At 72.1% G+C, this 26406-nt stretch carries 24 protein-coding genes; 11 read left to right on the top strand and 13 right to left on the bottom strand.

Annotation, left to right across the window (positions count from 1 at the left end; all coding sequences use genetic code 11):
* The first annotated feature begins 88 nt into the window (after positions 1-88).
* The gene (locus tag OG866_RS02825) at positions 89-2908 is read left to right on the top strand and encodes an ATP-binding protein (protein ID WP_329331742.1); all 2820 of its coding nucleotides are present in this window, start codon (positions 89-91) and stop codon (positions 2906-2908) included.
* A gap of 15 nt (positions 2909-2923) precedes the next feature.
* Here the strand turns inward: OG866_RS02825 and OG866_RS02820 are convergent, their stop codons facing one another.
* Positions 2924-3235: a hypothetical protein gene (locus OG866_RS02820; RefSeq protein ID WP_329331741.1), complete on the bottom strand. Its 312-nt coding sequence runs from the start codon at positions 3233-3235 to the stop codon at positions 2924-2926.
* Positions 3232-4050, bottom strand: coding sequence for a phytanoyl-CoA dioxygenase family protein (locus OG866_RS02815; RefSeq protein ID WP_329331740.1), 819 nt, complete (start codon positions 4048-4050; stop codon positions 3232-3234). The genes OG866_RS02820 and OG866_RS02815 overlap by 4 nt, the downstream gene beginning before the upstream one ends.
* Positions 4051-4120: 70 nt before the next feature.
* Here OG866_RS02815 and OG866_RS02810 point away from each other — a divergent pair, with 70 nt between their 5' ends.
* Positions 4121-4906, top strand: coding sequence for an AraC family transcriptional regulator (locus OG866_RS02810; protein WP_329331739.1), 786 nt, complete (start codon positions 4121-4123; stop codon positions 4904-4906).
* Between the two features lie 13 nt (positions 4907-4919).
* Here the strand turns inward: OG866_RS02810 and OG866_RS02805 are convergent, their stop codons facing one another.
* The 3 genes from OG866_RS02805 to OG866_RS02795 form a co-directional block, all read right to left on the bottom strand.
* Positions 4920-6464, bottom strand: coding sequence for a serine hydrolase (locus tag OG866_RS02805; protein WP_329331738.1), 1545 nt, complete (start codon positions 6462-6464; stop codon positions 4920-4922).
* Positions 6465-6529: 65 nt separating this feature from the next.
* Positions 6530-7588, bottom strand: coding sequence for a serine hydrolase domain-containing protein (locus OG866_RS02800; RefSeq protein WP_329331737.1), 1059 nt, complete (start codon positions 7586-7588; stop codon positions 6530-6532).
* A 183-nt stretch (positions 7589-7771) separates the two neighbouring features.
* A complete protein-coding gene (locus tag OG866_RS02795; protein ID WP_329331736.1) occupies positions 7772-8968 on the bottom strand; it encodes a serine hydrolase domain-containing protein in 1197 nt (398 codons plus the stop codon).
* Positions 8969-9188: 220 nt separating this feature from the next.
* On the opposite strand from OG866_RS02795, the gene denD reads away from it, so the two are divergent.
* Positions 9189-10220: a D-erythronate dehydrogenase gene (denD, locus tag OG866_RS02790; protein ID WP_329331735.1), complete on the top strand. Its 1032-nt coding sequence runs from the start codon at positions 9189-9191 to the stop codon at positions 10218-10220.
* 58 nt (positions 10221-10278) lie between these two features.
* On the opposite strand, the gene OG866_RS02785 is transcribed toward denD, so the two are convergent.
* The gene (locus OG866_RS02785; RefSeq protein ID WP_329331734.1) at positions 10279-10797 is read right to left on the bottom strand and encodes an adenylate kinase; all 519 of its coding nucleotides are present in this window, start codon (positions 10795-10797) and stop codon (positions 10279-10281) included.
* 173 nt (positions 10798-10970) lie between these two features.
* On the opposite strand from OG866_RS02785, the gene OG866_RS02780 reads away from it, so the two are divergent.
* The 3 genes from OG866_RS02780 to OG866_RS02770 all read left to right on the top strand — a co-directional run bounded on the left by OG866_RS02780 (position 10971) and on the right by OG866_RS02770 (position 14224).
* Positions 10971-11936, top strand: a complete 966-nt coding sequence (locus tag OG866_RS02780) for an alpha/beta hydrolase (RefSeq protein WP_329331733.1) — start codon at positions 10971-10973, stop codon at positions 11934-11936.
* 102 nt (positions 11937-12038) lie between these two features.
* Positions 12039-13112 (top strand): hypothetical protein, encoded by a 1074-nt coding sequence (locus OG866_RS02775; protein WP_329331732.1) that lies wholly within the window; start codon positions 12039-12041, stop codon positions 13110-13112.
* Between the two features lie 2 nt (positions 13113-13114).
* Positions 13115-14224, top strand: a complete 1110-nt coding sequence (locus OG866_RS02770) for a hypothetical protein (RefSeq protein WP_329331731.1) — start codon at positions 13115-13117, stop codon at positions 14222-14224.
* A 65-nt stretch (positions 14225-14289) separates the two neighbouring features.
* On the opposite strand, the gene OG866_RS02765 is transcribed toward OG866_RS02770, so the two are convergent.
* The 3 genes from OG866_RS02765 to OG866_RS02755 form a co-directional block, all read right to left on the bottom strand.
* A complete protein-coding gene (locus tag OG866_RS02765; RefSeq protein WP_329331730.1) occupies positions 14290-15801 on the bottom strand; it encodes an FG-GAP repeat protein in 1512 nt (503 codons plus the stop codon).
* Between the two features lie 189 nt (positions 15802-15990).
* A complete protein-coding gene (locus OG866_RS02760) occupies positions 15991-16149 on the bottom strand; it encodes a hypothetical protein (RefSeq protein WP_329331729.1) in 159 nt (52 codons plus the stop codon).
* A gap of 73 nt (positions 16150-16222) precedes the next feature.
* Positions 16223-17218: an ArsR/SmtB family transcription factor gene (locus tag OG866_RS02755; protein WP_329331728.1), complete on the bottom strand. Its 996-nt coding sequence runs from the start codon at positions 17216-17218 to the stop codon at positions 16223-16225.
* Between the two features lie 217 nt (positions 17219-17435).
* Between OG866_RS02755 and OG866_RS02750 the strand changes: the two genes are divergently transcribed.
* Positions 17436-18428 (top strand): LysR family transcriptional regulator, encoded by a 993-nt coding sequence (locus OG866_RS02750; RefSeq protein ID WP_329331727.1) that lies wholly within the window; start codon positions 17436-17438, stop codon positions 18426-18428.
* Here the strand turns inward: OG866_RS02750 and OG866_RS02745 are convergent.
* From OG866_RS02745 to vanR-Sc, 4 genes are all read right to left on the bottom strand, one after another.
* Positions 18394-19425 (bottom strand): threonine ammonia-lyase, encoded by a 1032-nt coding sequence (locus tag OG866_RS02745; protein WP_329331726.1) that lies wholly within the window; start codon positions 19423-19425, stop codon positions 18394-18396. The two genes, OG866_RS02750 and OG866_RS02745, sit on opposite strands and share 35 nt — an antisense overlap.
* Positions 19426-19451: 26 nt before the next feature.
* Positions 19452-19856, bottom strand: coding sequence for a nuclear transport factor 2 family protein (locus OG866_RS02740; protein WP_329331725.1), 405 nt, complete (start codon positions 19854-19856; stop codon positions 19452-19454).
* A 141-nt stretch (positions 19857-19997) separates the two neighbouring features.
* Positions 19998-21080 carry a sensor histidine kinase gene (locus tag OG866_RS02735; RefSeq protein ID WP_329331724.1) on the bottom strand — a complete coding sequence of 361 codons (1083 nt, stop codon included), beginning with the start codon at positions 21078-21080 and terminating at the stop codon, positions 19998-20000.
* Positions 21073-21744 carry a VanSc-type vancomycin resistance response regulator transcription factor VanR gene (vanR-Sc, locus tag OG866_RS02730; RefSeq protein ID WP_329331723.1) on the bottom strand — a complete coding sequence of 224 codons (672 nt, stop codon included), beginning with the start codon at positions 21742-21744 and terminating at the stop codon, positions 21073-21075. The genes OG866_RS02735 and vanR-Sc overlap by 8 nt, the downstream gene beginning before the upstream one ends.
* A gap of 368 nt (positions 21745-22112) precedes the next feature.
* Between vanR-Sc and OG866_RS02725 the strand changes: the two genes are divergently transcribed.
* The 4 genes from OG866_RS02725 to OG866_RS02710 all read left to right on the top strand — a co-directional run bounded on the left by OG866_RS02725 (position 22113) and on the right by OG866_RS02710 (position 26267).
* The gene (locus tag OG866_RS02725) at positions 22113-23099 is read left to right on the top strand and encodes an endonuclease/exonuclease/phosphatase family protein (protein ID WP_329343892.1); all 987 of its coding nucleotides are present in this window, start codon (positions 22113-22115) and stop codon (positions 23097-23099) included.
* 194 nt (positions 23100-23293) lie between these two features.
* Entirely contained in the window at positions 23294-24637 is a 1344-nt protein-coding gene (locus OG866_RS02720; protein ID WP_329331722.1) for an AMP-binding protein, read from the top strand.
* A gap of 156 nt (positions 24638-24793) precedes the next feature.
* A complete protein-coding gene (locus OG866_RS02715) occupies positions 24794-25213 on the top strand; it encodes a DUF6083 domain-containing protein (protein WP_329331721.1) in 420 nt (139 codons plus the stop codon).
* Between the two features lie 97 nt (positions 25214-25310).
* Positions 25311-26267, top strand: a complete 957-nt coding sequence (locus tag OG866_RS02710; protein ID WP_329331720.1) for a DUF1353 domain-containing protein — start codon at positions 25311-25313, stop codon at positions 26265-26267.
* Positions 26268-26406: the final 139 nt, after the last annotated feature.

The raw sequence follows: 26406 nt of genomic DNA, 5'->3' as shown, positions 1-26406 counted from the left end.
TGGCGGGTCCCGCTTCTGTCATATGACCGGTCTCCGAGGCCGACCTGGCAGGATGGGGTGCGAGTGGGGCGGGCGGGAACGGAATTTGATGGACTTCGGTGGCTTCAGCGGCTTCGGCGACAGCAGTGACAGCAGCGACTTCGGTGCCGGGCCGGACGACGGCCCCGCGCTACTCGGCAGAGAGCGGGAGCTGTCGCGGATCGCGCGGCTGATCGACGCGGCGGACGGCACCGGACCCCGCGTGCTCGTGCTGACCGGTGAGCCCGGCGCGGGCAAGAGCGCTCTGGTCGACCAGGCGGTCGCGCGGGCGTCGGAGCGGGGCCGCGGGGTGCTGCGCGTACGGGGCTGTGAAGGGGAGCAGGACCTCGGCTTCGCAGGGGTGCACCAGTTGCTGCGTCCGGTGCTCCCAGGCGTGGACCGGCTGCCCGCGCACCAGCGCGACGCCCTGCGCCACGCGCTCGGCATGGACCGCGCGGACGGGGCATCGGCCCCCGACGCGCTGACGATCCGTACCGCGGTGCTGACCCTGCTCCTGGACACGGCGGCGCAGCGTCCCCTGCTGGTCGCCGTCGACGACGCCCAGTGGCTGGACGTCGGCTCACTGGACGTCCTCGCCTTCGCCGCCCGGCGTCTGGACGGAGAACCCGTGTCGCTGCTGCTCGCGGCCCGTGACGGATCGGTCCCGGCCCGCTTCGACCGCGACTTCCCGCATCTGAGCGCGGGCCCGCTGGACCGGGCCGCGGCCGGACGGCTGCTGGACGCCCAGCCGCGGAGGCCGCAGGGCCGGGTCCGCTCGCAGATCCTCACGCAGGCCGCCGGCAATCCGCTCGCCCTGATCGAACTCACGCGCGCCTTCACCCGCGATCCGGCCGGCCGCGAGCTCGCGGCGGCCGGTTCCCTCCCGCTGACCGCACGCCTGGAGGAGTTGTTCGCCGCCGACCTGCCCACGCTGCCGTCCGCGACGCGGCGCGCTCTCCTGCTGGTGGCGGCGGCGGGTACCGCTCAGCTGTCGGACGTCCCGGGTGTGGGCGGGCCGGAGGTGTGGGAGTCGGCCGAGCAGGCGGGCCTGGTGCGGGTCGACGACGGCCGGGTACGGCTGCGCCACCCGTTGGTCCGTTCGGCCGTCCAGCAGGCGGCCACCTTCGCCGAACGCCGTGCGGCCCACCTGACCCTCGCTGCCGCCCTCGCGCATGAACCCGACCGCCGGGCCTGGCATCTCGCCGCGGCGGCGCTCGGCCCCGACGAGGAGATCGCCGAAGCCCTGGCCGAGAGCGCGCGCCGCTTCCAGCACCGAGGCGGACACGCGGCCGCGGCGACCGCGCTCGAACGCGCCGCCGAACTCACCCCGGACCCGGACACCCGCGCCCGCCGCCTGCTCTTGGCAGCGGAGTCCGCCATGTACGCGGGCCACCCGCAATGGGTCGGGGAGATCGCGGGTCGCGTCACCGCGCTGACCGACGACCCGCAACTCCTCGCCGAAGCCTCCCTGCGCGCCGGCTGGTCCCTCGCCGTCACCCTGCGCCACGACGACTCCCTCGCCTTCCTGCTCCCCGTCGCAGCGTCCATGGCCACGGCGGCACCGGCCCTCGCCCTCAGCGCGCTGGGCACGGCGGCGACCCCGGTGTACAACTCGGGCGACCCCCGCCACCGGCACGAGATCCAGCGGATCGACGGTCTCCTCGCATCGCAGCCGGACGGGGCCGACCGGGTCTGGATTCAGGCGGCGACCCAGCCGTTCACCGACCGGCGGCGGACGCTGAAGAACCTGGCCCACGCCGTCGACACCCTGCCGCAGGACACGGACCGCACCCTGCCCGCCCTTGTCACTCTCGGCGGCGCGGCCTGGATCCTGGACGAGACCGACGAGGCCGTACGCCTGCTCGGCCGGGCCATGGACCATCTGCGCCGGGCCGCCACCGCCGGCGCCAACTGCACCGTCGCGCAGGCCCTGGCCCTCGCGCACTTCGAGAGCGGCGCCTGGGACGCGGCCCTGGCCGCCGCCGAGGAGGCCTTCTGGCTGGCGACGGAGGCGGGCGCGGACAACGTCGGTGTCGGCTCACCGCTCCTCCAGGCCACCCTGCGCGCCGCCCGCGGGGACCACGCCGGGGCCCGGGCCCAGGTGGCGGACGCCGTCCGCGGCCGGGACCTGCGTGCGTCCCGCAGCCTGTACGTGCGGCACCGCCACGCGCTCGCCCTGGCGGCGTCGGCGGAGGGCGACCACGAGACGGCGTACGGCCAGCTCCGCCGCGCCTTCACCGACGAGGACCGGCCGGCCCCCGTCCACTACCACGCCTCCCTCTACCACCTCGCCGACCTCGCCGCCGCGGCCGTCCGCGCCGGCCGGACCGACGACGCCCGCACCGTGCTCGACGCCGTGCGCCGCACCCTCGAACAGCCGCGCTCCGCCCGGTTGGCCGCGATCGTGCACCGCGCCTCGGCCCTGCTGAGCGAACCCGAGGACGCCGAGCCCCACTTCCGCGCGGCGACCGACGACCCGGCAGCCGCCCGCTGGCCCTTCGAACACGCCCTCGCCCGCCTCGACTTCGCCGAGTGGCTGCGTCGCCGCCGCCGCGCCGTCGATGCCCGCCCCCATCTCACGGCCGCCCTCGACACCTTCGTACGACTGGACGCGCGCCCCTGGGCCGAGCGGGCCACCGCGGAACTGCGCGCGGCGGGCGTTCCCGTGACCCCCGCCGCCCCGGCCGACGCCCTGGCCGGGCTGACCCCGCAGGAGCTGGAGATCGCCCAACTCGCCGCGGAGGGCCTGACCAACCGGGACATCGGTGCCCGGCTCTACCTCTCCCCGCGCACCATCGGCTTCCACCTGCACAAGATCTTCCCCAAGCTCGGCATCACCGGCCGCGCCCAACTGCGCGACGCCCTCGGCCGGTTGCCGGGCTCGGACTGACAACTCCTCAGGGCCTCACAGTTGAACGAGCTTCTCGAAGAAGAACTCGTGCTTGAGGAACGAGGTCTGGTGCTCCGCGCCCGGGTGGGGCGGGATGAGCTGAGCGGCCTGGAAGAGCCGCCAGCCGTCCTGGAGGGCGGCGACGCCGGTGGTGTACGGCGGTTCGTCGCTGTCGCCGGTGGTGGGACGGGTGGTGCCGGTGCCGTCGTAGCGGGCCCAGCCGACCACGTTCGAGTCGAGGGCGGAGGTGGACAGGTACAGGACGAGGACCTGCTGGCGGATGGCGCCCGCGGGAATCCGGGTCGTCTCGTGGTCCGTGACGGTCATGCCTGGCTCCTCAGGGCGGGCCGGTTGGCGATACGGGTGGCCCAGTGGTCGATGTCGAAGTCACCGTCGCCGCTCAGGGCGCGCCACAGGTGGATCCGGTTGTGGATCTCCAGCCGGCCGGTCGCCGGTTCGTACCAGGGGAAGGTGTGGCTCAACTCCGCCGACACGGCAGGGGAGTTCAGATCCGATACGTCCCACAGCCGTACCTGTGGCACGGTCGGGTTGAAGCGGATCTTGTACATGTGGCGGACGGTGTCGCTGTCGTTGCGCCGCCCGCCGTGCCAGATGCCGTGGTGCAGCAGCATGACCGTGCCGGCGGAACAGGTCAGCCGGGTCTGGCCGAGCAGGTTCTGGTAACGGCCGGTGTCCGACTCGTTGGTGCGGCGCAGATGGCTGCCCGGTACGACGAGGGTGCCGCCCATGTCCGCGGTGACGTCCTGCGGGTAGTACATGAGCTGCACGTCGAACGCGTCCGGGCGGACGTCGATGAGGGCGTCGGCGTGCAGCGGCTGGGCGCTGCCCTCGTGCGGCTCACGCGTGTGCACGAAGTGGTGGTCGACGGTCGGGTCCGGGCCGACCAGGCTCTCCAACGCCCCGGCCACGACGGGCAGTTCGACGAGCCTGCGAGCGAAAGAGCCCTCGGGGAAGGCCTTCGGGACCGGGGTGCCGTACGGCACGACCGGCAGACCGGCGGTGAAGACGCGAAGCGCCTCCTCGTTCATCTCCGCCGGGACGACGCCGTCGAGACGCAGGAAACCGTGCGCCACGAACCGCGCCACCTGGACGCTGCTCAGCAGCTGAGGTGTGGTTGGCATACGCCGAGCCTAGGTTCGACCACCTCTCCCGCAATGGGCCGTAATCGACGACTGCTGGTAATTTTCCACCATGCGGCAACAGGTGGAACTGGCCCTCGACATGCCGCCCCAGGTGGCGAACGCCGGTGTGGGCGTGCACGGGGCGGCCGGGCCGCACGAGGTGTTCCGGCTGCCGCGGCTGTGGCAGCTCCATCTGTACAGCTACTCCGGCACCCTGGAGTTCGGCGGGGTGGCGCACCCGATCCGGCCCGGGCATCTGAGCCTGGTGCCGCCGGACACGGAGGTGCACTTCCACTACGACGCCCCGCGCTGCGAGCACCTCTACGCCCACTTCCGGCTGCCCGGCAGCGGAGAGCGGCGCCGGCTTCCGGCGATGCAGGACACCGGCGCGGACGCGGCCGCGCTGAGCGGGCTGCTGCGTCAGGCGGTGGCGGCGAGCACCCAGTCCCCGCTGCGCGCCTCGGCTGAGCTGTGGACGGTGCTGTGGCGCACGACCACCCTGACCGGCTCCGCGGACGACAGCCCGAGCCCGCGCCACCCCGCCCTGCGCACGGCCATGGCCCATATCGAGGAACACCTGGCCGGCCCCCTGACCATCCCGGCGGTCGCCCGCGCCGCGGGTGTCTCGCACACCCATCTGACCCGTCTGTTCCGCGAGGACACCGGGTACACGGTCGTCGGCTACATCAGACAGCGTCGCATGGAGCGCGCCCGGCACCTCCTGAACGCCTCGACCCTCGCCATCCCGGCCATCGCGGCGGCCGTTGGCATCGCCGACCTGCAAGCCTTCAACAAGACGTGCCGCAGGGAACTGGGCGCCTCACCCCGCGCGGTGAGGCAGGCGGCGAGCGGGTGAGCGCCCGGCACATCTATGCGGCCCGCGTGAAGGTGCCCAGCCCCTCGGCGTCGAGGTACTCGACGGTGAAGGACTTCTTGCCCGGATCGAAGGAGACCCCGGTCCGGCCGACCGCGTTCTCGCCGGCCGTCTCGAAGCTGAAGGTGTCACCGTCGTAGTGCGTGAGCCGGTACGACTGCGGCTTTGGACCCAGCCGCAGGGTCAGGCGGCCCTTGGCGTCGGCGACGACCTGCGCCCGCCCGTAGTAGTCGCTCTCGTACGTGCCGGTGTAGGTGTCGGCCGCCTTCGCGGGCGCGGCACCGGAGGGCGGGTGCGCGTAGTCGGTCTTCGAGCGGCCCTCGTCCGCCTGCTGCTGGTACAGCGCGTCCACCAAGGGGATCCAGTCGCGGCTGACCTTCCCCTTCTCCGCGATGTCGAAGAAGTCGAGGGCCACGGCATCGGCGACCCCGGCCGGCGAGGAGTTGGTGAGGACGACGATGCCCAGATCCTCGCCCGGCAGCATGGTGACGTTGGTGTGCGCGCCCAGCGCGAACGCTCCGGTGTGGGAGAGCTTGAGCCGGCCTGCGTCGTCGTAACTCACGTTCCAGCCCAGGCCGTAGAAGCCGGTCCGGCCGGCCGCCGCGTGGGGCGGACTGGAGACCGCCTCGGGCCAGTGGGTGCGTTCCAGGGCCTCGGCGTCGATGACCTGCTTGCCGTCCAGCTTGCCGTCGCCGAGCTGGAGTTCCAGCCACCTCGCCATGTCCCGGGCGCTGGAGCTGACGCCGCCGGCCGGGGACTGCGCGTCCGGGTCCCGCACGGACTCGGCCTTCCACTCGCCGTCGGCGGTCTTGACGTGGCCCCAGGCCCGGTCGGCGGCCTTCGCGTAGTCCTCGAAGCGGGAACTGGTGGAGTCCATGCCGGCCGGCTTGTAGAGGGTGTCCTCGGCGAGCTTCTCCCAGGAGACGCCCTTCTCGTCGGCGACGGCCTGGGCGGCGGCCGTCAGCCCGAAGTTGGTGTAGGCGTAGCTCGCGCGGAACGGGGTCAGCGGCTCGTGGCGCAGGTGGGACAGGATGTACTCGCGGTCGTAGCCGAGGTCCTCCAGGAGATCCCCGGCATGGTCGGGAAGGCCGCTGCGGTGCGAGAAGAGGTCGGCGACCGTCACATGGGAGGTGACCCACGGGTCCTTCAGACGGAAGTCCGGCAGGTTCGGGGCGACGGGCTGGTTCCAGCCCTCCACGCCCACTGCTCCGGCGACCACGGTGGAGGCGATCGGCTTCGAGACGGACGCCAGCTGGAAGACGGTGTCGGCGTCCACGGCGGCCTTCTCGCCCGCCTTGCGGACCCCGTAGCCCTTGAGATGGATCACCTTGCCGTCGTGCACCACGGCGACCGCCACGCCCGGGGTCCCGGTGCGTTTCATCGCTGCCTTGACCACGCCGTCCAGCTGGTCGACAGCCCGCTGGACCTCCGTGTCGTCGAGCTGGGGCGGGGGCTGTGGAGGGGGCGGCGAGGGTCCGGGTGAAGCGGCGCCCAGCAGCGCCGACAGTCCGGCCGCGGCGATCCACCCAAGAGTGCTCACCCCTCCATTGAAAGACCCCCGCCGCCGTATGTCGCGCGCTGCCGGACAGCCCCGGCCGGGGTGCCTCAGCCGAAGTCGGGGATCGGGTGGTCCGGGGCCAGGGCGGCGGCGAGCCGCTGGGCGATGGTGTGGGCGCTGTGGCCGTCCGGTGCCTCGCGGCCCTGGGTGGTGGAGACGGCGATCGCCAGTCGCTCGGCGGGGAGGTAGTCCATGGAGGCGGAGTAGCCGAAGAACAGCGGGTGTTGGGAGATCCAGTCGCCCAGGACCAGCACGCCCATGCCGTAGTGGGTGGCCGCGGTGTTCGCGAGACAGACCGTGGCCGGGCAGGTGCGGGTGGCGTGGCCCAGACCGACCGTCCCCGGGTTCAGGAACTCCTTGTACGAGGCGGGGGAGAGCAGCTCGCCCGAGCCGATGGCGGCGGCCGAGCGGGCCAGGTCACAGATGTCGGTGGTCTGGACCGCGCCGGGTGCGGTGGTCCAGGAAGGGTTCCAGAACGTGGATTCCTCGTACGTCCCCCGGTCGTCGGTGAACGCGTGCAGGACCGGCGTCGGGATGTCGGGCGTGAAGCTGTTGCGGGTCTCGCGCAGCCTCAGCGGGCCCATGACCTCCCGCTGGAGCAGGACGTCCAACCGTGTCCCGGTGATCTTCTCCAGGGCGGCACCGAGGAGGACGAAGTTGGCGTGCGAGTAGCTCCAGTTGGTGCCCGACTTGTACCAGCGGGGCTTGCTGGTGGACAGCGCCACCAGCTCCTTGGCCGTCCACTGCCGGAACGGGTCGGCGGCGACGGCCTTCTGGAAGGCGGGGAGGCGGACGTAGTCGACCAGTCCGGTGGTGGACGCGGCCAGCATGCGCAGCGTGATCTTCTCGCCGTGCGGGAGATCGGGGAGCCAGCGCGCGACGCGGTCGTCGAGACCGACCCGGCCCTGGTCCACCAGCCGCAGCAGGGCCGTGCCCAGATAGCTGATGGCGATGTTGCCGTTGCGGAAGTGCATGGCGGGATCGGCCGGGACCCCCGTCATCGACTTGCCGAGCGCGGTGGTGACGACCTCGTGGCCGTCGACGGTGACCCGGACGATCACGGACTTCAGATCCATCTCGGCCTTGGCCCGCTCGGCGATCCGCACGATGGTGCGTGCCGGGCCCTGAGCCGGTGGCGGCGACTCGGCACACGGCCGGTGGTGATCGTTCCCGCCCGCGGCCACCGGGGTGCCGAGGGGGAGAAGCGCGAGGAGTGCGGTGACGGCCGTGGCGGTGAGGGCGGGACCGTGAAGGGCTGCCCGTGAGGCTCATGGCGGAGGCGACTCTCCCTACTTCGGGGGGATCGGCCGGGCGTACACGTGGTCCGGGGTCACGACCTCGGTGATCGCCCGGGCGAGCAGCGTGGACGGCTCCTGGCCCTGGGAGAAGATGTCGGTGTTGATCATCAGCACCAGGGTGGCCTTCTTCGAGGGCAGATAGACGGTGACCGTCTCGTATCCGGGGATGGACCCGTTGTGCCCGATCCAGCCGCCGCTCTCGAAGATGCCCAGGCCGTACTTGGTGCCGGGGAAGCCGGTGGGGAGCATCTTGAGCCGCTCCGCCTGCGTCTTGGGCCGCAGCAGCGTGCCGGTGGCGACGACCTTCGCCCAGCGGCGCAGGTCGTGCAGATCGGAGATCATGGCCCCGGCCGCCCACGCCCAGCTGGGGTTCCAGTCCGTGCTGTCGGCGACCTCACCGGTCAGCGTCTGGTTGGTGTACCCGCGCGGGTGCGGCCGGGGGAACTCGAAGTCCCGAGGGAGCAGTGTGTGGGACAGCCGGGCGGGCCGCAGCACCCGCTCGTCGAGGACGTGGGTGAGGGAGCGCCCGCTGACCTTCTCGACCACGAGACCGAGGAGTACGAGGTTGGTGTTGGAGTACTCGAACTTCGTGCCCGGCGCGAAGGTGTTCTTGTGCTTGAAGCCGTACGCCAGGACCTCCCGTGGGGTGAAGTGCCGTGCCGGGTCGCTGAGCAGGTCGTGCTGGAAGTCCGCGTCGGCCGTGTAGGGGTAGAGGCCGCTGCGCATCTCGGCGAGATGGCGCAGCGTGATCCGATGCCCGTTGGGCACGCCGTGGATGTACCGGGAGATCGGGTCGTCGAGCTTGATGAGGCCGTCGTCGACGAGTTCGAGCAGCGCGGTGACGGTGAACGTCTTGGTCTCGCTGCCGATCCGGACGAACACGTCCGAGGTCATCGGCCGGCCGGTGGCCTTGTCGGCGACACCGGTGGCGCGGACGTAGCTGCCCTTGCCCGGCATCCACAGCCCGGCGACGACGCCGGGGATGCCGGCCTCCCGGCGGACCTTCTCGATGGCCCGGTCCAGCCGCGTGACCAGCTTCGGATCGAGTTCGTGCGGGGGACAGTCGTCACCCACGCTCGTGCCGGGCGGCTGGGCGGCGGTGGCGGGGACCGCCGCCAGCGGGGTCAGCAGGGACGCCACGAGCAGCGCTGCGGCGAGGACACGGCGGGCGGGGATACGTCGTCTCACGTCTCGGTGCCTCTTCCAGGTCTGGGGCGAGGCAGTCACGTCACCATCCGCGCCGTGAGCGCGCGTTCTTCGCACGGGCCCCCGTCGTACGAGTCCACCCGTTCGCGCCGCACGAAGCGCTCTGATGTACGTACCGTCTCCGGCCTCACGGCGGGTGTCGGAAGGCGACGGGGTGCGCCATGGTGTGAGCGGGCGACCGTCTGGTGAGGTGGAGGGGCGGATGAGGATCGTCGTGACGGGCGCGTCCGGGTTCGTGGGAGGCCTGCTGGTGAGGGAACTCCTGCGCGCACGGACGTTCGCCGGCGCACCGATCACCCGGCTGGTGCTGGTCGATCGCGAGGCTCCGCCCGATGACGGGCCAGCCGTGGACCCGCTCGCGCGGGTGGTGACCGGTGACCTGGTCGGGTGCCTGGCCGAGGTGTTCGCCGAGCCGGTGGACGTGGTGTTCCATCTCGCCGCGGCGGTGTCCGCCGAGTGCGAGGCCGACTTCGACCTCGGGATGCGCGTGAACGTGGACGCCACGCGCGCGCTCCTCGAAGCGGCGCGGGCACAGTCGGCGACCGGCGGGCCGACGGTACGGGTGGTCTTCACGAGCAGCATCGCCGTCTACGGCCGCCCGGTGGCGGGGGACCTCTCGACGACGGTCAGCGAGACGACCTTGCCGACACCGCGATCGAGCTACGGCACGCAGAAGTTGATGTGCGAGCACCTAATCGCCGACATGACCCGCCGCGGCTACGTCGACGGACGCGTGGCCCGGCTGATGACGGTGGCGGTACGACCGGGAAGGCCCAACGCGGCCGCGTCCGGTTTCGTCTCCGCGATCGTCCGCGAGCCCCTCGCCGGACGGCCGACCGTCTGCCCCGTCGCCCCGGACATGCGGCTCGCCCTGGCCTCCCCGCGGACCACGGTCCAGGCCCTGCTGCGCATCGCCGAAACAGGGCACGGCAGCGGGCCGGGACAGATCCAGGGACCGACGCCGGTCAACGTGCCCGCGCTCACCGTCTCGGTCGCCGACATGCTCGACACACTGCGACGGCTGGCCGGCGCCAGGACCGCGGATCTCGTGTCCCTCACCCCCGATCCGGCGGTGGAGGCCGTCGTGGGCTCCTGGCCCGCGGACTTCGACAACAGCCGCGCCACGCACCTGCGCCTGCTGCCCGACGCGAGCTTCGAAGCGGTCGTACGGCACTATGCCGCCGACCATCCCGAGGCCCTCGCCGACCACCTGCGCCTTGGACAACTCGGGTGAAGCGCACGCCCGTTGCGGCTCGGGATCCGGACGCCCTCCGACCTGAGCCCGTCGTCGGTCAGACGGACGCCAGCCACGTCTCGGCGGCGCCGGGACGGTCGAAGCGGAGGGTGTCCAGCGGGGCGAAGCGGGGATCGCGGACGCGGCGGTCGATCTCCCGGCGGCGGGGGCCGTGTTGGGACCACGCCCACCAGGCCGGGTGCTCCCGGCTCAGCCAGCCCCGCCAGGTCTCCCGGTTGCCGCCGAAGAGCGCCTCGCGGGTGACGGTGCGCCGCAAGGATCGGCGCAGGACGCGAGGCATGACGACGTGCTTGGGGTAGTCCAGCCAGATCACGCTGTCGGCCCGCTCCCACAGCAGGTCGCGGACCTCCGGGTAGCCGAGGGAGTCGATGACCCAGCGGGGCTCGGCGGTGAGCCGGGACACGTCCTCGGTGAGGCTGTCGTTGACGGCCCAGTCGGGGCCGTTGAAGTACAGCGCGTCCATCTCGTGGTACGGCAGGCCCAGACGACCGCCCAGGGCGCGGGCCAGCGTGGACTTGCCCGCACCGGTGACACCCACCACCAAGATCCGTTCCAAAGGTGCACTCCTCGCTCTCGACTGCCGCCGGAACTCTGCCTTCCGCCGAACTTCAGCAGTCTGGCGTAGTGACCCGTATCCCGACGGTCCGTACGCTCCCCGGTGGCACCGATCCGCAACTGGCGGTTCGCTCGGAGTGGAGGCTCACTGTGCGCCCTGGTCGTGCCCGACTGATGATCTGGACAGCCCTGATCGCCCTGGTCATGGCGATTCTGCCAGGCACCGCGACCGCGGCGGCAGGCGGTGAGGAGGGCGGCGGACCCGGCGGCGCCCGCGTCGTGGCGGAGGAGAAGGCCGGGGCCCGGCTGGTCGACCTGACCGTCTCCTCACCCGCTCTGGGCCGCACCGCCAAGGTCCGGCTGCTGACCCCGGACGGCTGGGACGAACGCCGGAAGAACCAGCGCTGGCCGGTGCTGCTCCTGCTCCACGGCTGCTGCGACACGTACGACAGCTGGACCCGCGAGACCGACGTCGCGACCACGCCACAGCTGCGGGACACCCTGGTCGTCATGCCCGAGGGCGGAGAGTACGGCTGGTACAGCGACTGGTGGAACCACGGCAAGGGCGGCTCCCCGGCCTGGGAGACCTTCCATCTGCGGGAGCTGCTGCCCTTGCTGGAACACGGCTACGGTGCGGGCCACCGCAGGGTGATCGCCGGGCTCTCCATGGGCGGCCTCGGCAGCCTGCTCTACGCCGCACACCACCCCGGCATGTTCCGGGCGGCGGCGAGCTACAGCGGCGTGGTGCATCCGCTGTACGGCGACTTCCCGTACGGCCTGATGGACCTGTTGAAGGGGTACGGCGAGGACCCGCTCGCGATGTGGGGCGACCCGGTGGCCCAGCGTCCCATCTGGGAGGCGCACGACCCCTACTACCTCGCGAAGCGGCTGCGCCCGACGCCGGTCTTCCTGTCGAGCGGCGACGGCACCGCCGGCCCCTTCGACCCGCCCGGGGCCCACGACGACCTGGAGGCAGTTCTCAACGAGATGAACCACGCCGTCGCCGACCGGCTGAAGGCGGCCGGAGTACGGCTCACCACCGACTTCTACGGTCCCGGCACCCATGACTGGCCCTACTGGGAGCGCGAACTCCACCGCTCCCTGCCCCTGCTGCTGGACGCCCTGCGGCCGGGCCACTGACCAGGACGAGGGGCCGACGGGGCCCGTGATGGCCGAATGCCGTCTGTTCACCGGAGGGTGAACGCCCGTACGGTGTGCGACCTTCGCAGTCTGGGAGGTCTCGTGAACGGTCTCCGTGCGGTCATCCTCTGTCTGGTCCTGGCGTGCGCCGCGATCGTGTCGCCGGCCTCGGCTTCGGCCGCGACGCGCGCCGCGCCTCCCCACCCCGGCTGGTCGGCGCTCCCGGTACCGGCGGCGGCCCCGCCGGTGACCGTGTCCGATCTCGCCGCCCGCGGGCCGGGCGAGGCGTGGGCGACCGGGTACGAGCACGCCGCCGACGGACTGCGGCCGATGCTGTACCGCTGGGACGGCACGGCGTGGAGCCGGGACACCTCCTTCCCCGGCGCCGACGACCTCGGCTGGCTCGGCAAGGTGCAGTTCGTCGGCGAGGAGGTGTGGATCTTCCAGAACCGTGCGGGAGCGGGGGAGATCCTGCGCCGGTCGGCGAACGGCTGGAGCGCCGTCCCGCTGCCCCGAACCCTGTGGACCTACCAGGACTTCGCCGCCGTACCGGGCGCCGCATGGGTGGTGGGCGAGGACGACACCGGCCTGAAGGTGCTGCACTACGACGGCTCCGGCTGGACCACGCAATCCACCCCGGACGGCGTGCTGTTCCTGATGGGGATCACCGCGCGTACCGCCGACGACGCCTGGGCCTGGGCGGACACCGACACCGGCACCATCGTCCTGCACTGGGACGGCGCGGTGTGGCGGGACGCGAAGGTGCCGCTGCCCGCCGACAGCAACGTGCACACGATCCTGCTCGAACCCTCCGGCCGGATCACGATCGGCGGCAGCCAGTACACCGACGGCGTGTCCCGCACCTACCTGACGACCTTCAACGGGCATGCCTGGCACACCACTTACCCGCCCCTGGGCGACACCCACACCGAGGGCATGGTGCGCGGCCCCGACGGCGCGCTGTGGCTGCCGATGCGCAGCGACCGCGCGTTCCAGTCCAGGTACGCCCGGGTGGACGGCCCGCGCGCCACCTTCTCCTACGGCCCCGAGCGCACCGACGCGATCGACGTCAGACCGAGCGTCCTCGCGAGGGCCGGCTCCACGCTGTTGTCCTTCGGGACCGCCGAGATCTACGGCTCGAAACCGAACCTGATGAGCGAGCGGCTGGGAGGCTGACCATGACCCGCAGACTTCTCGTCACGGCCCTCGCCGTCGCCCTGACCGCCCTGCCGCTCATGACCTCGGCCGCGGCGGAGACCACGTCCTGGCAGCACATGCCGCTCCCGGCCCAGGTCCGCCCCCAGGCCGCGCTGAACGAGGCCGCGGCGACCGGGCCGGACCGGGCGTGGGCGGTCGGCGCCGACGCCGTCGGCCGTGAGGCGCCGGGCTTCCCGCTGGTGTTGCGCTGGGACGGCACCGCGTGGCAGCGCCAGAGTCTGCCCGGACCCGGCTGGCAGGGAGAGCTGCTGTCCGTGGCGGCGACCTCGGCGACCACGATCTGGGCGGTCGGCCGTGACGCGGCGGGCGGCGCCCGGCTCCTGCGCTCCGACGGCGTCACCTGGTACGAGACCCGGCCGCCGCGAGGTGTCCTGCCGACGGAGGTCGTCGCCGGTGGCGGTGAGACCTGGCTGATCGGTACGCGCGACGGGACTCAGGCCCTGCTGCGCCGGGACGGGAACGGCTGGCGGGACGTCCCGGTGCCGCCGGGATCCGTGTACGGCCTGCACATCCTGGCGGCCGACGACGTCTGGGCCGCGGGCGAGACCAACTCGGGCGCGGCGGTGGCGCACTGGGACGGACAGATGTGGACGCAGACGATCGTGGACGGCTTCCCGCGGTCGGCCGTGGGAAGCGTGCTGGCGGTCTCGCCGACACAGGTGTGGGCGGGCGGCACCGCGGGGTTCGTCGGCGGCCCGCCGGGGCGGCCGATCCCGCCCCTGCTGGTCCGCTTCGACGGGCAGACCTGGAGCCGGGTGACCGTGCCCACCGACTTCGGCGGGATCACCTCACTCGCGCCCACCGCGTCCGGGGGGCTCGGCTGGGTCGCGGTGGCCCGCTCACAGAAGTGGGGCCCGCCCGGCAGCACCCCTCCGCTGGTCCCCGGGCCGGACTTCCTCGCCTGGAACGGCGTGTCGTTCACCGAGTACCAGGAACCCGCGGTGGCCGGCGAGGGAGACTCCAGGACACTGCGGCTGGCGCCTGTCCCGGGCACGGCGCAGGTGTGGTCGGTCGGCTGCGCCGACGGCCCCGAAGGGACCTTCGCCCCGCGCGTCCTGCGCTTCGGCTGAGACGAGAGCAACGAGCCGCACCCCGCGGCTCGTTGCTCTCGTTGCCCTCCTGCCTCGGCGGACGACTACTCGTCGATCACCGAACCGAAGTGGGCGCCGTGAGCGTTGCCGCCGAGAGCGGCGGCCCCGTAGGACGAGGAGCCGTCGGCGCGCAGCCCGCTCCCGCTCGCGGGCAGCAGCCACACCGCGCCGTCGCCGGCGTTCTCGTCCGGCGCGGCGGCCACGAGCTCGTTGCGGCCGTCGCCGTCGGTGTCCACCAGCCGCACCTGGGCGCCCCACGCGTCGCTCGCCTCGGCCGTACCGGGGATGCCGGCGGTGTTCTGGTCGAAGGACTGGGCACCGGTGCCGGTGAGCCCGGCCTTCGAGCCGCGCAGCAGCCACACCGCGCCCGCGTCGGCCACCTGGCCCACGTCCTCGCCGGGCGCGCCGACCGCCACGTCGGCGCGGCCGTCACCGTCGACGTCCGCCACGGACAAGTCGTTGCCCCAGGCGTCGCCGCGCTCGCCCGTGCCGGGCACACCCGGGGAGTTCTGCGACCACCACTGCGCGCCGCTGTCGGGGCCCTGGGTGCCGGACGGGCCGTCCTCGCCGCCGTAGTACACGCCGACCAGGCCGCCGAGCGCGTTCGCGTCGCCCGTGGACTCGTCCACGGCGCTGAGCTGGCCGACGACGAGGTCGTCGTACCCGTCGCCGTTGATGTCGCCGGAGGCCGAGCCGAGACCGCCGTGCAGGTCGCGCTGGTAGGCGAGACCCTCGGTCCCGCCGGCGTACAGCGCGGACCAGCCCTTGGTGTAGTCGTCGTCGGCGCTGTAGCCGGAGACGACGAGGTCGGCGAAGCCGTTGTGGTCGTAGTCGCCGGTGGTCAGGTAGGCCCCGTTGAGGGCGTGACCGGTGGAGTGCGGGGTGCCGACCTGGCGCAGGACACCCGCGTGGTAGGTGAAGACGTTCAGGCCTGCCTGGTCGAGGACGGTGAGCTGGTCGCCGTCGATGTCCCCGGTGAACCGTGCGGCGGCCAGGGCCAGGCCGAAGCGGGCGTCGGCGGTCGGCCGGGCGGCGGTGATGCTCGACGTGCGCTCGGCGTCGAGGCCCTTCGCGGAGCCGTACAGGACCGTCACCCGGCCCGCGTCCTCGACCGTGCCCTCGTCCTCGCCGGGCGCGCCGACGACCAGGTCGTCGTAGCCGTCGCCGTCGAGGTCCCCGGTGGCCACGGCCTGCCCGAAGCGGTCGCCGAACTCGGACGTCCCCGGGACACCCTTGGACGACTGGCTCACGAGCTGGACGCCGCCCCTGGGCACGGTGTTGTTGGTGCCGATGCCGTTGGGCGCGCCGTACTGCACGGTGACGTACCCGGCGCCTTCCTTGCCGTCGACGGTGCCGTCCGGAGCGCCGATGACGACGTCGTTGTAGCCGTCGCCGTCGAAGTCGCTGTTGCGGTCGGCCGCGGCGGTGCCGCCGGGAACACCCGCGAAGGCGCTGGGCGCGGCCATGATGCCCGCGCCCGCCAGCAGCAGGAACGAGGCGGCGGCGACAGCGGCCGAGCCCGCGGTACGGCGGCCGGTGCGCATGGTGAAGCTCATGTCTGTTTCCCCCGTGAAAGGTTGATGGTCCATCAGTTCGTCGGCTGGTCTGTTCCGACGCAGGGTTCGACACCGGTGTCCCCCCGGCAGTTGTGGTGCCCGGGAGGGCTGTGACACGCCGGTGACATCTGTTGCGGAGCCCCGACACACAGGGTCGTGGTCGGCGACCGTGCGGGGCGGGGCACCTGGTTACTGGTAGCAGGGATCGCCGCACTGCACGGTGACGCCCGTCGTGGGTGTCCCGCTGGTCTCCCAGGGCATGGGCGCGGCCATGGCCGGTGCACCGAGAGCTCCCAGAGCGGTGGCCGTCAGGAACACCACGGTCAGCACACGCTTGCGGAGGTTCATGCGTTTCCCCTGTTCTCTCGCTGGTCACAGGGACGTTGGCACAGTCCCCCGGGCGTGGCCATGCTTTCGACGGTCATCGAATCGTCGCCCCGGTGCCGGCCAGCAGACTGTGGGCCAGGGGCGTGGCCGAGTGCGCCACGTGTTTTCCGTCGCGGCGGCTCACGATCAGGCCCGCCCCGCGCAGCACACCGATCTGATAGCTCGCGCTGGCGGGCGCCAGTCCCAGGGACACCGCCACCTCGGTCGTCGTACGGACGTGATGGCCCGCCACGTCGACGAGGACGGCGGTGCGGGTCCGGCCCAGCAGCCGGTCCAGGCGTTCCCCACCGGTGCGCAGGATCTCGATCGGCTGCTTGGTGACGGGGTAGACGAGCACCGGATCGAGCCCGGGGTCCGCGAGGGCCGTGGGCCTGCGCCAGCAGAAGAAGGAGGGCACGAGCATCAGTCCGCGGCCCTCCAGACGTAACTCCCGGTCGACGGGATAGTCGACGTCGAGGTACGGCGGGTTCCAGCGGGCGAACGGACGCAGACCGCCGAGGAGGGCGGCGGTCCCGCCGTCCAGCAGTGTCCGTGTGCGCAGGGAGATGTCGTCGCTCACCGCGGACCGCACCTGCTCCCAGTACGGTTCCAGGAGCGTGCGGAACGAGTGCCGCATGACGTCCGCCACGAGCATGAGCGAACCGAAGGTCGGCTCGTACAGGCCTCTCACCCGTCGTGGGAAGCGCGTCGAACCGGCGAGCCTGGTCAGTTCGAGCGTCAGCCGGTCACGCGGTGTCGCCCGGACGGCCTCCAGGCCGGCGTCCAGCCCCTCACCCGTGACCGTGGGCGTGAGGAAGTCGGGAATGTATCCGGAGGTCGGGACGTACGTCCGCAGGGTGCGCAACGCGTGTGCGGCCCGGACGTCGTGGGTCAGCCGCTCGGTGGTCTCTCTGCGCCAGTGTCCGAATGTCAGTGGTCCTTGGTGTGTCTGCCAGCGGCAGATCGCGCACATCAACTCCCACAGTGGGTCGGGTTGCCGGGCGATCCGCACGTTCTGTAGATCGCTCCAGTCGAAGTGGATGCGAAGCAAGGGCGTTCCTCAAGGGTGGTGGGGGCACCCGATCAGCGCGGTGCTGCTCGGGTCGCCGGACCGGGCAGCGACACCGGCCCCCTTGCCGACCCCTCGGCGGCAAGGGCCGCTCGGGCTCCGGGCCGGCCCGGCGACTGATTCGATCCTGTCCAGACCGCTCCGGGACCGGAAGATCGTCGCCGGAGAGGATCGGCTCCCGCTCGATAAACTTCCCTGTATGAGACCTGGTCGTGGGGTTGGTGCCACGCGCGAACCGAGCCTTCACCAACTCCGGCTGCTGCTCGTCCTCGCGGAGGAACTCCACTTCGGGAGAGCCGCCGCGCGGGTCTATGTCACCCAGCCCGCGTTCAGTCAGCAGATCAGGTCGCTGGAACGGCGGTTGGATGTCGAACTCGTCGAACGCGGCGGCCGGGCGGTACGGCTCACCGCCGCCGGCCAGGCCCTCGCCCAGGAGGCGAGGGCGGTGGTCGACGCCATGGCCCGGCTGCTCCAGGCCGCCGACATCCACGCCGGTACGACCCGCGGCCGGCTGCGGATCGGCAGCCTCGGCGCCGAGGCCGCCATGCCCTACGCCCAGGCCATCCTCGCCCGACTCCGTGGCGCGCACGCCGACTTGGAGACAGAGGTCCGCAATCTGTCCTTCGTCGACATGTTCAGCAAGCTGAGCACCGGCGAGGTCGACGCGGCCTTCCTCCGCGGCCCGCTGCCCCCGGGCATCCAGTCCCTGCACCTGGCCACGGAGACACGCGTGGTCTGTCTGCCCGCCGACGACCCGCTCGCCGACCGGGACGTGCTCACCCTCGCCCAGCTCGCGGACCGTGTCGTCGTCGACATGCCCCCGGAGGTGCCGCGCTCGTGGTGGGACCACCTCACGGTCAATCCGCGCCCGGACGGTACGCGGGTCCGCTTCGGCCCGGTCGTCAGGGACACCGAGAGCATGGTCCTCGCCGTCACCCAGCAGCAGGCGATCACCTTCCTGCCCGCAGCGGCCCGCCGCCTGTACCCACGGGCCGGCCTCACCTACGTCGACGTCCCGGAGCTGGGCGTCTCGACAGCCGAACTCGCCTGGCTCCCTGAGAACCGGGACAAGCCCGCCGTGTCCGCGCTGCGCGAAGTGGCCCGCCAGGTCCTGCACGAGGCGCGGAACGCCGAACCGGACACAGCGGCCCCGGACGTCAACGCTCCGCCCGCCCACCGCGATCCGACCTGAGCAAGGTGGCGGCACCCCGCTGCGGGGGCGCGCCGATCCAGCGGTGGTAGGAGCCCATGTCGACGTTGCTGCCGCACACGATCGTCACCACATGCCGGCCGGCGAAGCGTGCGCGGTCCTCCAGGATGGCCGCGATGCCGAGCGCGGCCGACGGTTCGACGACGAGACCGGCGTGGTGGAGGAGCAGCCGCATCCCGGCGATGATCGACGGCTCCCGGACCAGGACGGCGTCGTCGGCGACCAGGAGGAGGTCGTCCAGGACGGAGGGGATGGGGAACCGGCCGGCGACACCGTCGGCGATGGTCTCGGTCGCGTCGGTGGTGACGACCTGCCGGGCCCGCCACGACAAGGTCAGTGCGGGCGCCCCCTGCGGCTGCACGCAGATCACCTCGACCCCGGGGGCGAGGGCCTTGAGCACATGACCGACGCCGGTGGCCATGGCCCCGCCGCCGAGCGCGACCAGGACGGCGTCGTACGGCGGGACCGCGGCGGGGCGGTCCACGAGTTCCAGGCCGATGGTCGCCGCGCCCTCGCAGGTCTCCAGGTCGAGACTGTCCTCGAGCAGCCGGATGCCGTCGTGCCGTGCGAGGGCCGCCGCCCGCTCACGCGCCGTTTCGTGGTCACCGTCGACCAACTCCAGCCGGGCGCCCAGCGCGCGGACACGGTCGAGCTTGGCCTCGGTCGCAAAGCGCGACGCCACGACGGTGACGTCGAGGCCACGGCCGCGAGCGGACCAGGCGAGGGCCTGGCCGAGGTTGCCCGCGCTGGCGCACACCACGGCCCGTGGCCCGTCCTCGGCGAGCCGGCTCGCGACCAGCTCGGTGCCGCGGCCCTTGAAGCTGCGGACCGGGTTCGCCGTCTCCAGTTTGATGCTCACCGCGCAGCCGAGCCCGGGCTCCAGCGCCTCGCAGCGGTACAGCGGGGTGTCGAGGAACGCCGGGTCGATCACCTGGCGAGCCGCGCGGATCCGGTCGGTGTCGAGCCGTGTCTGCCGCATGGCGCCCGAGCGTAGCGAGCGCACTCTCAGGTGCCGAACCAGGCCTGGGCGACGGCGTAGGTGTCCTCGTAGAGGTGGTAGCGGGTGATCCGCCCGTCCCGGACCGTGGTGTGCAGGGCGAACGCGGTGTCGATGTCCCGGCCCGTCTTCCTGATCTCGGAGACCATGCGCCCGGTCAACACCACGTCGTCGCCCTCGGCGATGACCTGACGCAGCTCGAACTCCTTGGCCCGCACATGGGCCTTGAGCAACTCGAAGAACGTCCGCATGCCGTCCGCCGAGTCGACCTTCGGCACCCAGGGAATGCCCGGCGGGTGCGGGACGGAGAACGACACCGAGTCGGCGAACAGCGCCGCGGCCTCCGCGCTCTTGCCTTCGGCGAGCAGCGGGAACAGGCGTTGCACGGTCTGTGTCGGTGACTCTGCTGCCATGGGTGCCGTCCTCACTGGTCCGTGCTCAGGGGGCATGGGATGTCCGCCAGCCTCCTATGAGGCGCCGATCCGGGGCGGGCGGCAAGGGATTCGATCCTGTTCGAACGGCGGGACGAGCGGCTCGCCCCGGTCGGGCCCTCCTCATGGAGGGGGCGCCGGCAGTTCCACGGTGACGCGGATCCCGCCGCTGGAGCGCGGTGTGAGGGTCAGGGTGCCGTCATGGGCCTCGGTGATCGTCTTGACGATGGCGAGGCCGAGGCCGACGCCCGCGTGGTCGGTGTGGACGCGGTCGGTGCCGCGTCGGAAGGGCTCGGTGAGGGTGGGGACGAGGTCCAGGGCGAGGTGCCCGCCGGTGTTCTCGACCGTGAGCAGCACCGATCCGGGGCGGACGCCGGTCGTGACCCGTACCGTGCCCCCCTCGGGCAGGTTGTGGATGATCGCGTTGTGCACGAGGTTCATGGTCAGCTGGAGCAGGAGCGTTTCCGAGCCGGTCGCGGGGGCGATGTCGCCGGAGGTCTCGAGGGTGACGCCGCGCTTTTCCGCGAGGGGCAGAAGCGTCTCGGTGGCCTCCTCCGCGATGAGGGACAGGTCGACCCGCTCGCGGGTGAAGGACCGCTGCTCGGCGCGGCTGAGCAGCAACAGCGCCTCCGTGAGGTCGATCGCCCGGGTGTTGACGGCGTGGAGGCGGTCGATGATCTCGTCGCGGTCGTGGCCCGGGTCGGTGCGGGCCACGTCGAGGAGTGTCTTCGAGATGGCAAGTGGGGTGCGCAGTTCGTGCGAGGCGTTGGCGGCGAATCTGCGCTGCTCGGCGACGTGGGCTTCGAGCCGGGCGAGCATCGCGTCGAAGGCGTCGGCGAGTTCGCGGAACTCGTCCTGGGGTCCGGGCAGCCGGATGCGGTGCGCGAGCGACCCCGCCGCGGCCGTGCGGGTGGCGTGGGTGATGCGGTCCAGGGGGGCGAGCATGCGGCCGGCGAGGAGCCATCCTCCGACGAGGCCGAAGACCAGGAGAAACGCCATGACCGTGACCGCCATCGGGGCGAAACCGCGCACGAAGGCGGTGCCCGGGGTGGCTCTCCACGCCCCCTGCTCGGTGGTCTGAAGCCACCCCTGGTCCAGGAGGAAGTACCCGATGGCGGCGAGCAGCAGGGCGCCGGCGACCATGAGGAAGCCGGCGTAGCTCAGGGTGAGCTTGAGCCGGACGCTCAGCCCGGGCCGCCTATCCACGGCCCTCGCCCTCGATCCGGTAGCCGACACCGGCCACGGTGGCGATGACCCACGGCTCGCCGAGCCGCTTGCGCAGCGCCGAGACGGTGATGCGTACGGCGTTGGTGAACGGGTCCGCGTTCTCGTCCCACGCCCGCTCCAGGAGCTCCTCGGCGCTGACGACACCGCCCTCGGCGGCGACCAGGACTTCGAGCACGGCGAACTGCTTGCGGGTCAGGGCGACGAAGCGGCCGTCCCGGTAGACCTCTCTGCGGAACGGGTCGAGGCGCAGCCCCGCGATCTCCCGCACGGGCGGCCTGCTGTGGGCGCGTCTGCGGTCGAGTGCCCTGAGGCGGAGCGCGAGTTCGCGGAGTTCGAAGGGCTTGGTGAGGTAGTCGTCGGCGCCGAGTTCGAAGCCGGAGGCCTTGTCGTCGAGGCGGTCGGCCGCGGTGAGCATGAGGATCGGCATTCCGCTGCCGGAGGCCACGATGCGCTTGGCGACCTCGTCACCGGACGGTCCGGGGATGTCACGGTCGAGGACGGCGATGTCGTACGCGTTGACGCTCAGCAGTTCCAGGGCGGTGTCGCCGTCTCCCGCGATGTCGGCGGCGATCGCTTCGAGGCGGAGTCCGTCGCGGATGGCCTCCGCCATGAAGGGTTCGTCCTCGACGATCAGCACACGCATGCTCTCCAGGCTACGAGCCGACACATATCGTCGGCATATCGAAAACTGCATACGCACCGGCAACACCGCACCGCCTTCACTGGCCGTATGACGCGAACTCCACCATCGGCGAGGACGACAGAGAGCCACCGGAACCACCGGCTCGGCCGAGGCTGCCCGCGGATGTACGCCGACCCCACGCAGGACCCGAGGACGCAGCAGTGATCGGCGGTGAGCGAGGACAGACGACGACGGTGCAGGTCGACCCGGCGGAGCACACCGGAGAGGCGCAGACCGGAGAAGCGCAGACCGGAGGGGAGGAGACCCGCGAGAAGGCGGTCGGACGGGCGGGGCCGGGCTCCGGTGGTCGGCTCGCGGGCGTCCGCCGGGTGATCCGTCTCGGGTCCCGGCCGGGGCCCTGGAAGCGCGGCCCGGTGCTCGCGGTCCTGGCGCTGCTGCTGGGCCTGGTCATGCTGTGCCACGGGCAGATCACGGACCGCGGCAGCCTCGGCAGTCTGGTGGAGACGTTCCTGCCGTGGTGCGGGCTGTTCGTCCCGCTGCTGCTCACCGGGGCGCTGTGGCGCCGCTCCGCCTCCGCGGTGGTCGCGCTGCTGCTGCCGGTGACCGTGTGGCTGAACCTCTACGGCGGGCTGCTCGTCGACAAGTCCCACTCCGGCGCCGACCTCACCCTCGTGAGCCACAACGTCGGCGCCGACAACCCCGACCCGGCCGCGACCGCCCGCGACCTGGCCGCGTCCGGGGCGGACGTGCTGGCGTTGGAGGAGCTGACCGAACAGGACCGCGGCACGTACGAGAAGGAACTGGCGACGGCCTACCCCCACCACACGGTGCGGGGCACGGTCGGACTGTGGAGCAGGCTGCCCCTGTCCGACACCAGGACGGTCGACATCGAGCAGGACGCCGGACCGCTCGGCGACGCCAAGTCCGCCGACGAGAAGTTGGGCTACACCCGGGCGCTGCGCACCACGGTGACCACCGACCAGGGTCCGCTGACGGTGTACGTGGCCCACCTCGGTTCCGTACGCCTCATGCCCAGGGGAGGTTTCTGGACCGACTCACGGGACCGGGGCGCGCGGGCGCTCGGCGAGGTCGTCGCCGCCGACCGCAGCCGGCGCCTGGTGCTGCTCGGCGACCTGAACGGCACCACCGACGACCGCGCGTTGTCCGGCCTCACCTCGCGGCTCCGCTCGGCCCAGGAGGCGGCCGGGGACGGTTTCGGCTTCAGCTGGCCGGCGAACTTCCCGGTGGCACGGATCGACCAGATCCTGGTCAGGGGAATGGAGCCGAAGAGCTCATGGGTGCTGCCGGCCACCGGCAGCGACCATCTGCCGGTGGCGGCCGGGGTCAGCTGGTGAGCGGGGCGCCTGTCGGGTGGGCGAGTTGTTGGTGGACGTGACCGGGGCGCGGTGCGGATCTTCGTGGGTTCTGCCAGTACGAGGAGCCGGCGTGGTGCGGAAAGACTGACCGTCAGTGGCCGCGCTCGCCCTGGCCCTCTGGGCGATGGGCGGGTCCGACCGGTCACCTGCCCACGAGAGCGCGAAGGAGTTCCATGCTCGACGGCTGCACGCCCTGGCCCGAGGTGTTCGTGGACCGCTACCGGGCGGCAGGGCACTGGCGGGGTCATACGCTGGACGACCTGCTGCGCGGCTGGGCCCTGGAGCACGGCCCCCGGACCGCGCTCGTACAGGGCGACACCCGCCTCACGTACGCGCGACTGAACCGGCGTGTCGACCGCATGGCCGCAGGCTTCCGGCTGCGTGGCCTGCGCCCCGGGCAACGGGTCGTCGTCCAGCTGCCGCACGTCCCCGAGCTCGTCGTCACGGCGTTCGCGCTGATGCGTGCGGGAGTGATCCCCGTGTTCTGCCCACTGTCGTACCGCGCGTCCCAGGTGGCCCATGCCGCCCACGTCAGCGAGGCCGCCGGCTACGTCGGTCCCTCGATGTACGAGGGCGTCGACCACCGGGCGACGGCCGCGGGCATCGCGGCCCGATGGCCCTTCCTGCGGCGGGTGTTCACCTACGAGGCCCCGGGCACCTCCTCCCCGTACGGCGGACTCGCCACCGACCCGTCGGGCTGCCACTACTTCCCGCTGGATTCCGTGGACGCCCCACCCGACCGCCCCCTCGCGCAGAGCGCCGGCCAGGTGGCCTTCTTCCTCCTGGCCGCCGAGACCACCGAGACGCCCCGGCTGATTCCGCGCACCCACGACGACTACACCTACCAGGTCCGGGCCGCCGCCGAGTCGATCACGCTCACCGAGAACGACGTGTATCTCGCCGCGCTGCCCGCCGAGTTCACCCTCACGTTCGGCTGCCCCGGCATCCTCGGCACGCTCTCCGTCGGCGGCACGGCCGTCCTGGCCGAGAACCAGACCCCGGCCGAGTGCCTCGCCCTCATCGCTCAGGAGCGGGTCACCTTCACGTCGGTGGTGCCCGCGGTCGCCCGGCACTGGCTGGAGGAACTCCCCAAGACCCAGGCCGACTTGACCAGCCTACGACTGGCCCAGCTGGGCGGCGCGCCCGTGGACCGACGAACCGCGCGCCGACTGGGCACCGGCCTGTCCTGCCGCGTGCAGCAGCTCTACGCCACGCCGGAAGGCCTGCTCCTCCTCACCCCGCCGACCGCCCCGGACGACGCGGCGCTCGCCGGCCACGGCCGCCCCCTCTCGCCCGACGACGAGATCCGCATCGTCGACACCGACGACAAGGACGTACCACCCGGGACGCCCGGCGAACTCCTCATCCGCGGGCCCCACACCCCGCGCGGCTACTACCGAGCCCCCGACGACAACACACACGCCGTCACCCCCGACGGCTACTTCCGCACCGGCACCGTCGCACGCTCCACCGAGAACGGCACCCTCACGGTGACCGGTCGCCTCGCCAAGGGGTAGCGCGGCGGCGGTGGGGCGCGGCTGAGCGGCCACCGACCGGACGCGTCCGAATCGCCCTCTACTGCAATCGTGTCGTATTCACTCACTATCGAACACATGGGGGTATCAAGGGACCAAGGGTGGTTATGCCATCGCTGCGGGGCGATCGGCGAGACCGTGCGCGATCGCGGCCGGATCGATCTGATGGCCAGGCTCTGCGAGAGGTGCTGGAACATCCTCGCGAACGAGATGGCGCGACTCGACGGGGCGACCGCCGCACCGAGAGCCGAGCCCGATCCCGACGACCCGTCCTGGATCGAGCCGCCGACCTGTCCGCAGTGCGCGATGCCCGTCCGCGTCTACCCGACCAACTACGACCGATGGGTCAGCCTCGCCGAGGTGGAGCTGCCCGCCAAGGACGTTCCCGAGCCCTTCCGCTGGCGCCTGACGAAGCTTCCCGGCCGATCCCACGTCGGTATCGACGTCGTGGCGGTACGGGTGCGCGGACTCGATCCTCTGCCCGGCGAACCCGTCGTACCGGCGCATCGCATGATGTGCGTGCCCGACACGACCGGCGAGGCGGCCGACCGGCCGTAAGGCGCACGGGTGACGGTGTGTCACGAGGACGGATGGCGAGGGCCGATCGCCGGAAGAGAAAGGAGGGTACGAATACCTCAGGCGAGAGGGGGCGTGTATGTCTGCGTCCGAGGTGGGACCAGGCCGAACGACGAGACGGGCCGCGGAGGAGCCGATTCCCGCGCAGCCGCGGCGGTTCTACGACGGTGGTGTCGACGCCGGTGAAGGGCAGCCGGAGCTTCCGCCCGACCCCGGCCGCGACCCGCGCATCGAGCTGGTCCGGGTCATCGAGGAGGGCCGCGAGGAGTTCGCGATGCGGCGGCGTATCGCCTACCGGGACCGCCACCTCGGTGAACTCCTGGTACCCCGGGAGACGCGGACCTTCCGCACCGATCTGACGTCGGTACCCGCCTCCTTCACCTGGCTGGTGCCCAAGACCGGGGAGCACCTCCCGGCCACGCTGCTGCACGACGGGCTGATCCACTGGCCCGACGAGCCGACGTACGTCTCGACCGACCACCATGTCGTGCTGCGCGCGGAAGCCGACCGCGTCCTGCGCGACGCGATGGCGGACGCCGGCACGGGGCTGATCCGGCGTTGGCTGGTGTGGTCGGCGGTGGCGACGGCGACGATGCTCGACGGCCGCGGCACGGGCTGGTCCACGCCGCGCGCGTGGCGTTGCCGCCTGACCGCGGCCCTCACCGTCGTGGCCGTCGCCGTGCTCGGCGTCTGGGCGACCCTCGACCTGTTCGACACCCTGCCCGCCTTTCTGCCGGAACTTCCCTGGATGGGCGACCGCAGGTGGTTCGTCGAGCTGGCCGGAGGTCTGTCGGGCGCGGTCGTGATCCCGCTGGTGCCGGCGCTCCTGTGGGGACGGTTCCGGATCGCCGGAGCGGTCGTGGGGGTGAGCCTCGCGCTCCTGCTGCACGTCACGGTCGCGTTGCTGATCCTGACCGGGGTCTACCAGGCGCTGGAGAAGCTCACCAGGAAGGCGCCGCGAGCGGCACTCGCGCTGGCCTGGGTCGCGGCGCCGCTGGTGCTGCTCGTCTTCGTCGCGGTGCTGCTCCAACAGTGAGGCGTGGCAAGGGATCCCGCTGCCACGGCCGTGCCCAAGGTCACAGAAGCGTATCGGGCATTTTACCCTTCAATCTTCACGAAAGGATCACAAGTTGGCTAGGTTGACCCTGGCCCGCACGACGTACTTCGAACAACAG

Origin of the sequence: Streptomyces sp. NBC_00663 (genome assembly GCF_036226885.1) — a bacterium.
In the GTDB taxonomy this organism is placed as follows: domain Bacteria; phylum Actinomycetota; class Actinomycetes; order Streptomycetales; family Streptomycetaceae; genus Streptomyces.
This window is presented reverse-complemented; position numbering and strand designations above follow the sequence as displayed.

Bases quoted from the DNA above. Each gene is read 5' to 3' on its own strand.
- OG866_RS02825 (WP_329331742.1), top strand. From the start codon at position 89: ATGGACTTCGGTGGCTTCAGCGGCTTCGGCGACAGCAGTGACAGCAGC.
- OG866_RS02820 (WP_329331741.1), bottom strand. From the start codon at position 3,235: ATGACCGTCACGGACCACGAGACGACCCGGATTCCCGCGGGCGCCATC.
- OG866_RS02815 (WP_329331740.1), bottom strand. From the start codon at position 4,050: ATGCCAACCACACCTCAGCTGCTGAGCAGCGTCCAGGTGGCGCGGTTC.
- OG866_RS02810 (WP_329331739.1), top strand. From the start codon at position 4,121: ATGCGGCAACAGGTGGAACTGGCCCTCGACATGCCGCCCCAGGTGGCG.
- denD (WP_329331735.1), top strand. From the start codon at position 9,189: ATGAGGATCGTCGTGACGGGCGCGTCCGGGTTCGTGGGAGGCCTGCTG.
- OG866_RS02780 (WP_329331733.1), top strand. From the start codon at position 10,971: ATGATCTGGACAGCCCTGATCGCCCTGGTCATGGCGATTCTGCCAGGC.
- OG866_RS02770 (WP_329331731.1), top strand. From the start codon at position 13,115: ATGACCCGCAGACTTCTCGTCACGGCCCTCGCCGTCGCCCTGACCGCC.
- OG866_RS02765 (WP_329331730.1), bottom strand. From the start codon at position 15,801: ATGAGCTTCACCATGCGCACCGGCCGCCGTACCGCGGGCTCGGCCGCT.
- OG866_RS02760 (WP_329331729.1), bottom strand. From the start codon at position 16,149: ATGAACCTCCGCAAGCGTGTGCTGACCGTGGTGTTCCTGACGGCCACC.
- OG866_RS02750 (WP_329331727.1), top strand. From the start codon at position 17,436: ATGAGACCTGGTCGTGGGGTTGGTGCCACGCGCGAACCGAGCCTTCAC.
- OG866_RS02745 (WP_329331726.1), bottom strand. From the start codon at position 19,425: ATGCGGCAGACACGGCTCGACACCGACCGGATCCGCGCGGCTCGCCAG.
- OG866_RS02740 (WP_329331725.1), bottom strand. From the start codon at position 19,856: ATGGCAGCAGAGTCACCGACACAGACCGTGCAACGCCTGTTCCCGCTG.
- vanR-Sc (WP_329331723.1), bottom strand. From the start codon at position 21,744: ATGCGTGTGCTGATCGTCGAGGACGAACCCTTCATGGCGGAGGCCATC.
- OG866_RS02720 (WP_329331722.1), top strand. From the start codon at position 23,294: ATGCTCGACGGCTGCACGCCCTGGCCCGAGGTGTTCGTGGACCGCTAC.
- OG866_RS02710 (WP_329331720.1), top strand. From the start codon at position 25,311: ATGTCTGCGTCCGAGGTGGGACCAGGCCGAACGACGAGACGGGCCGCG.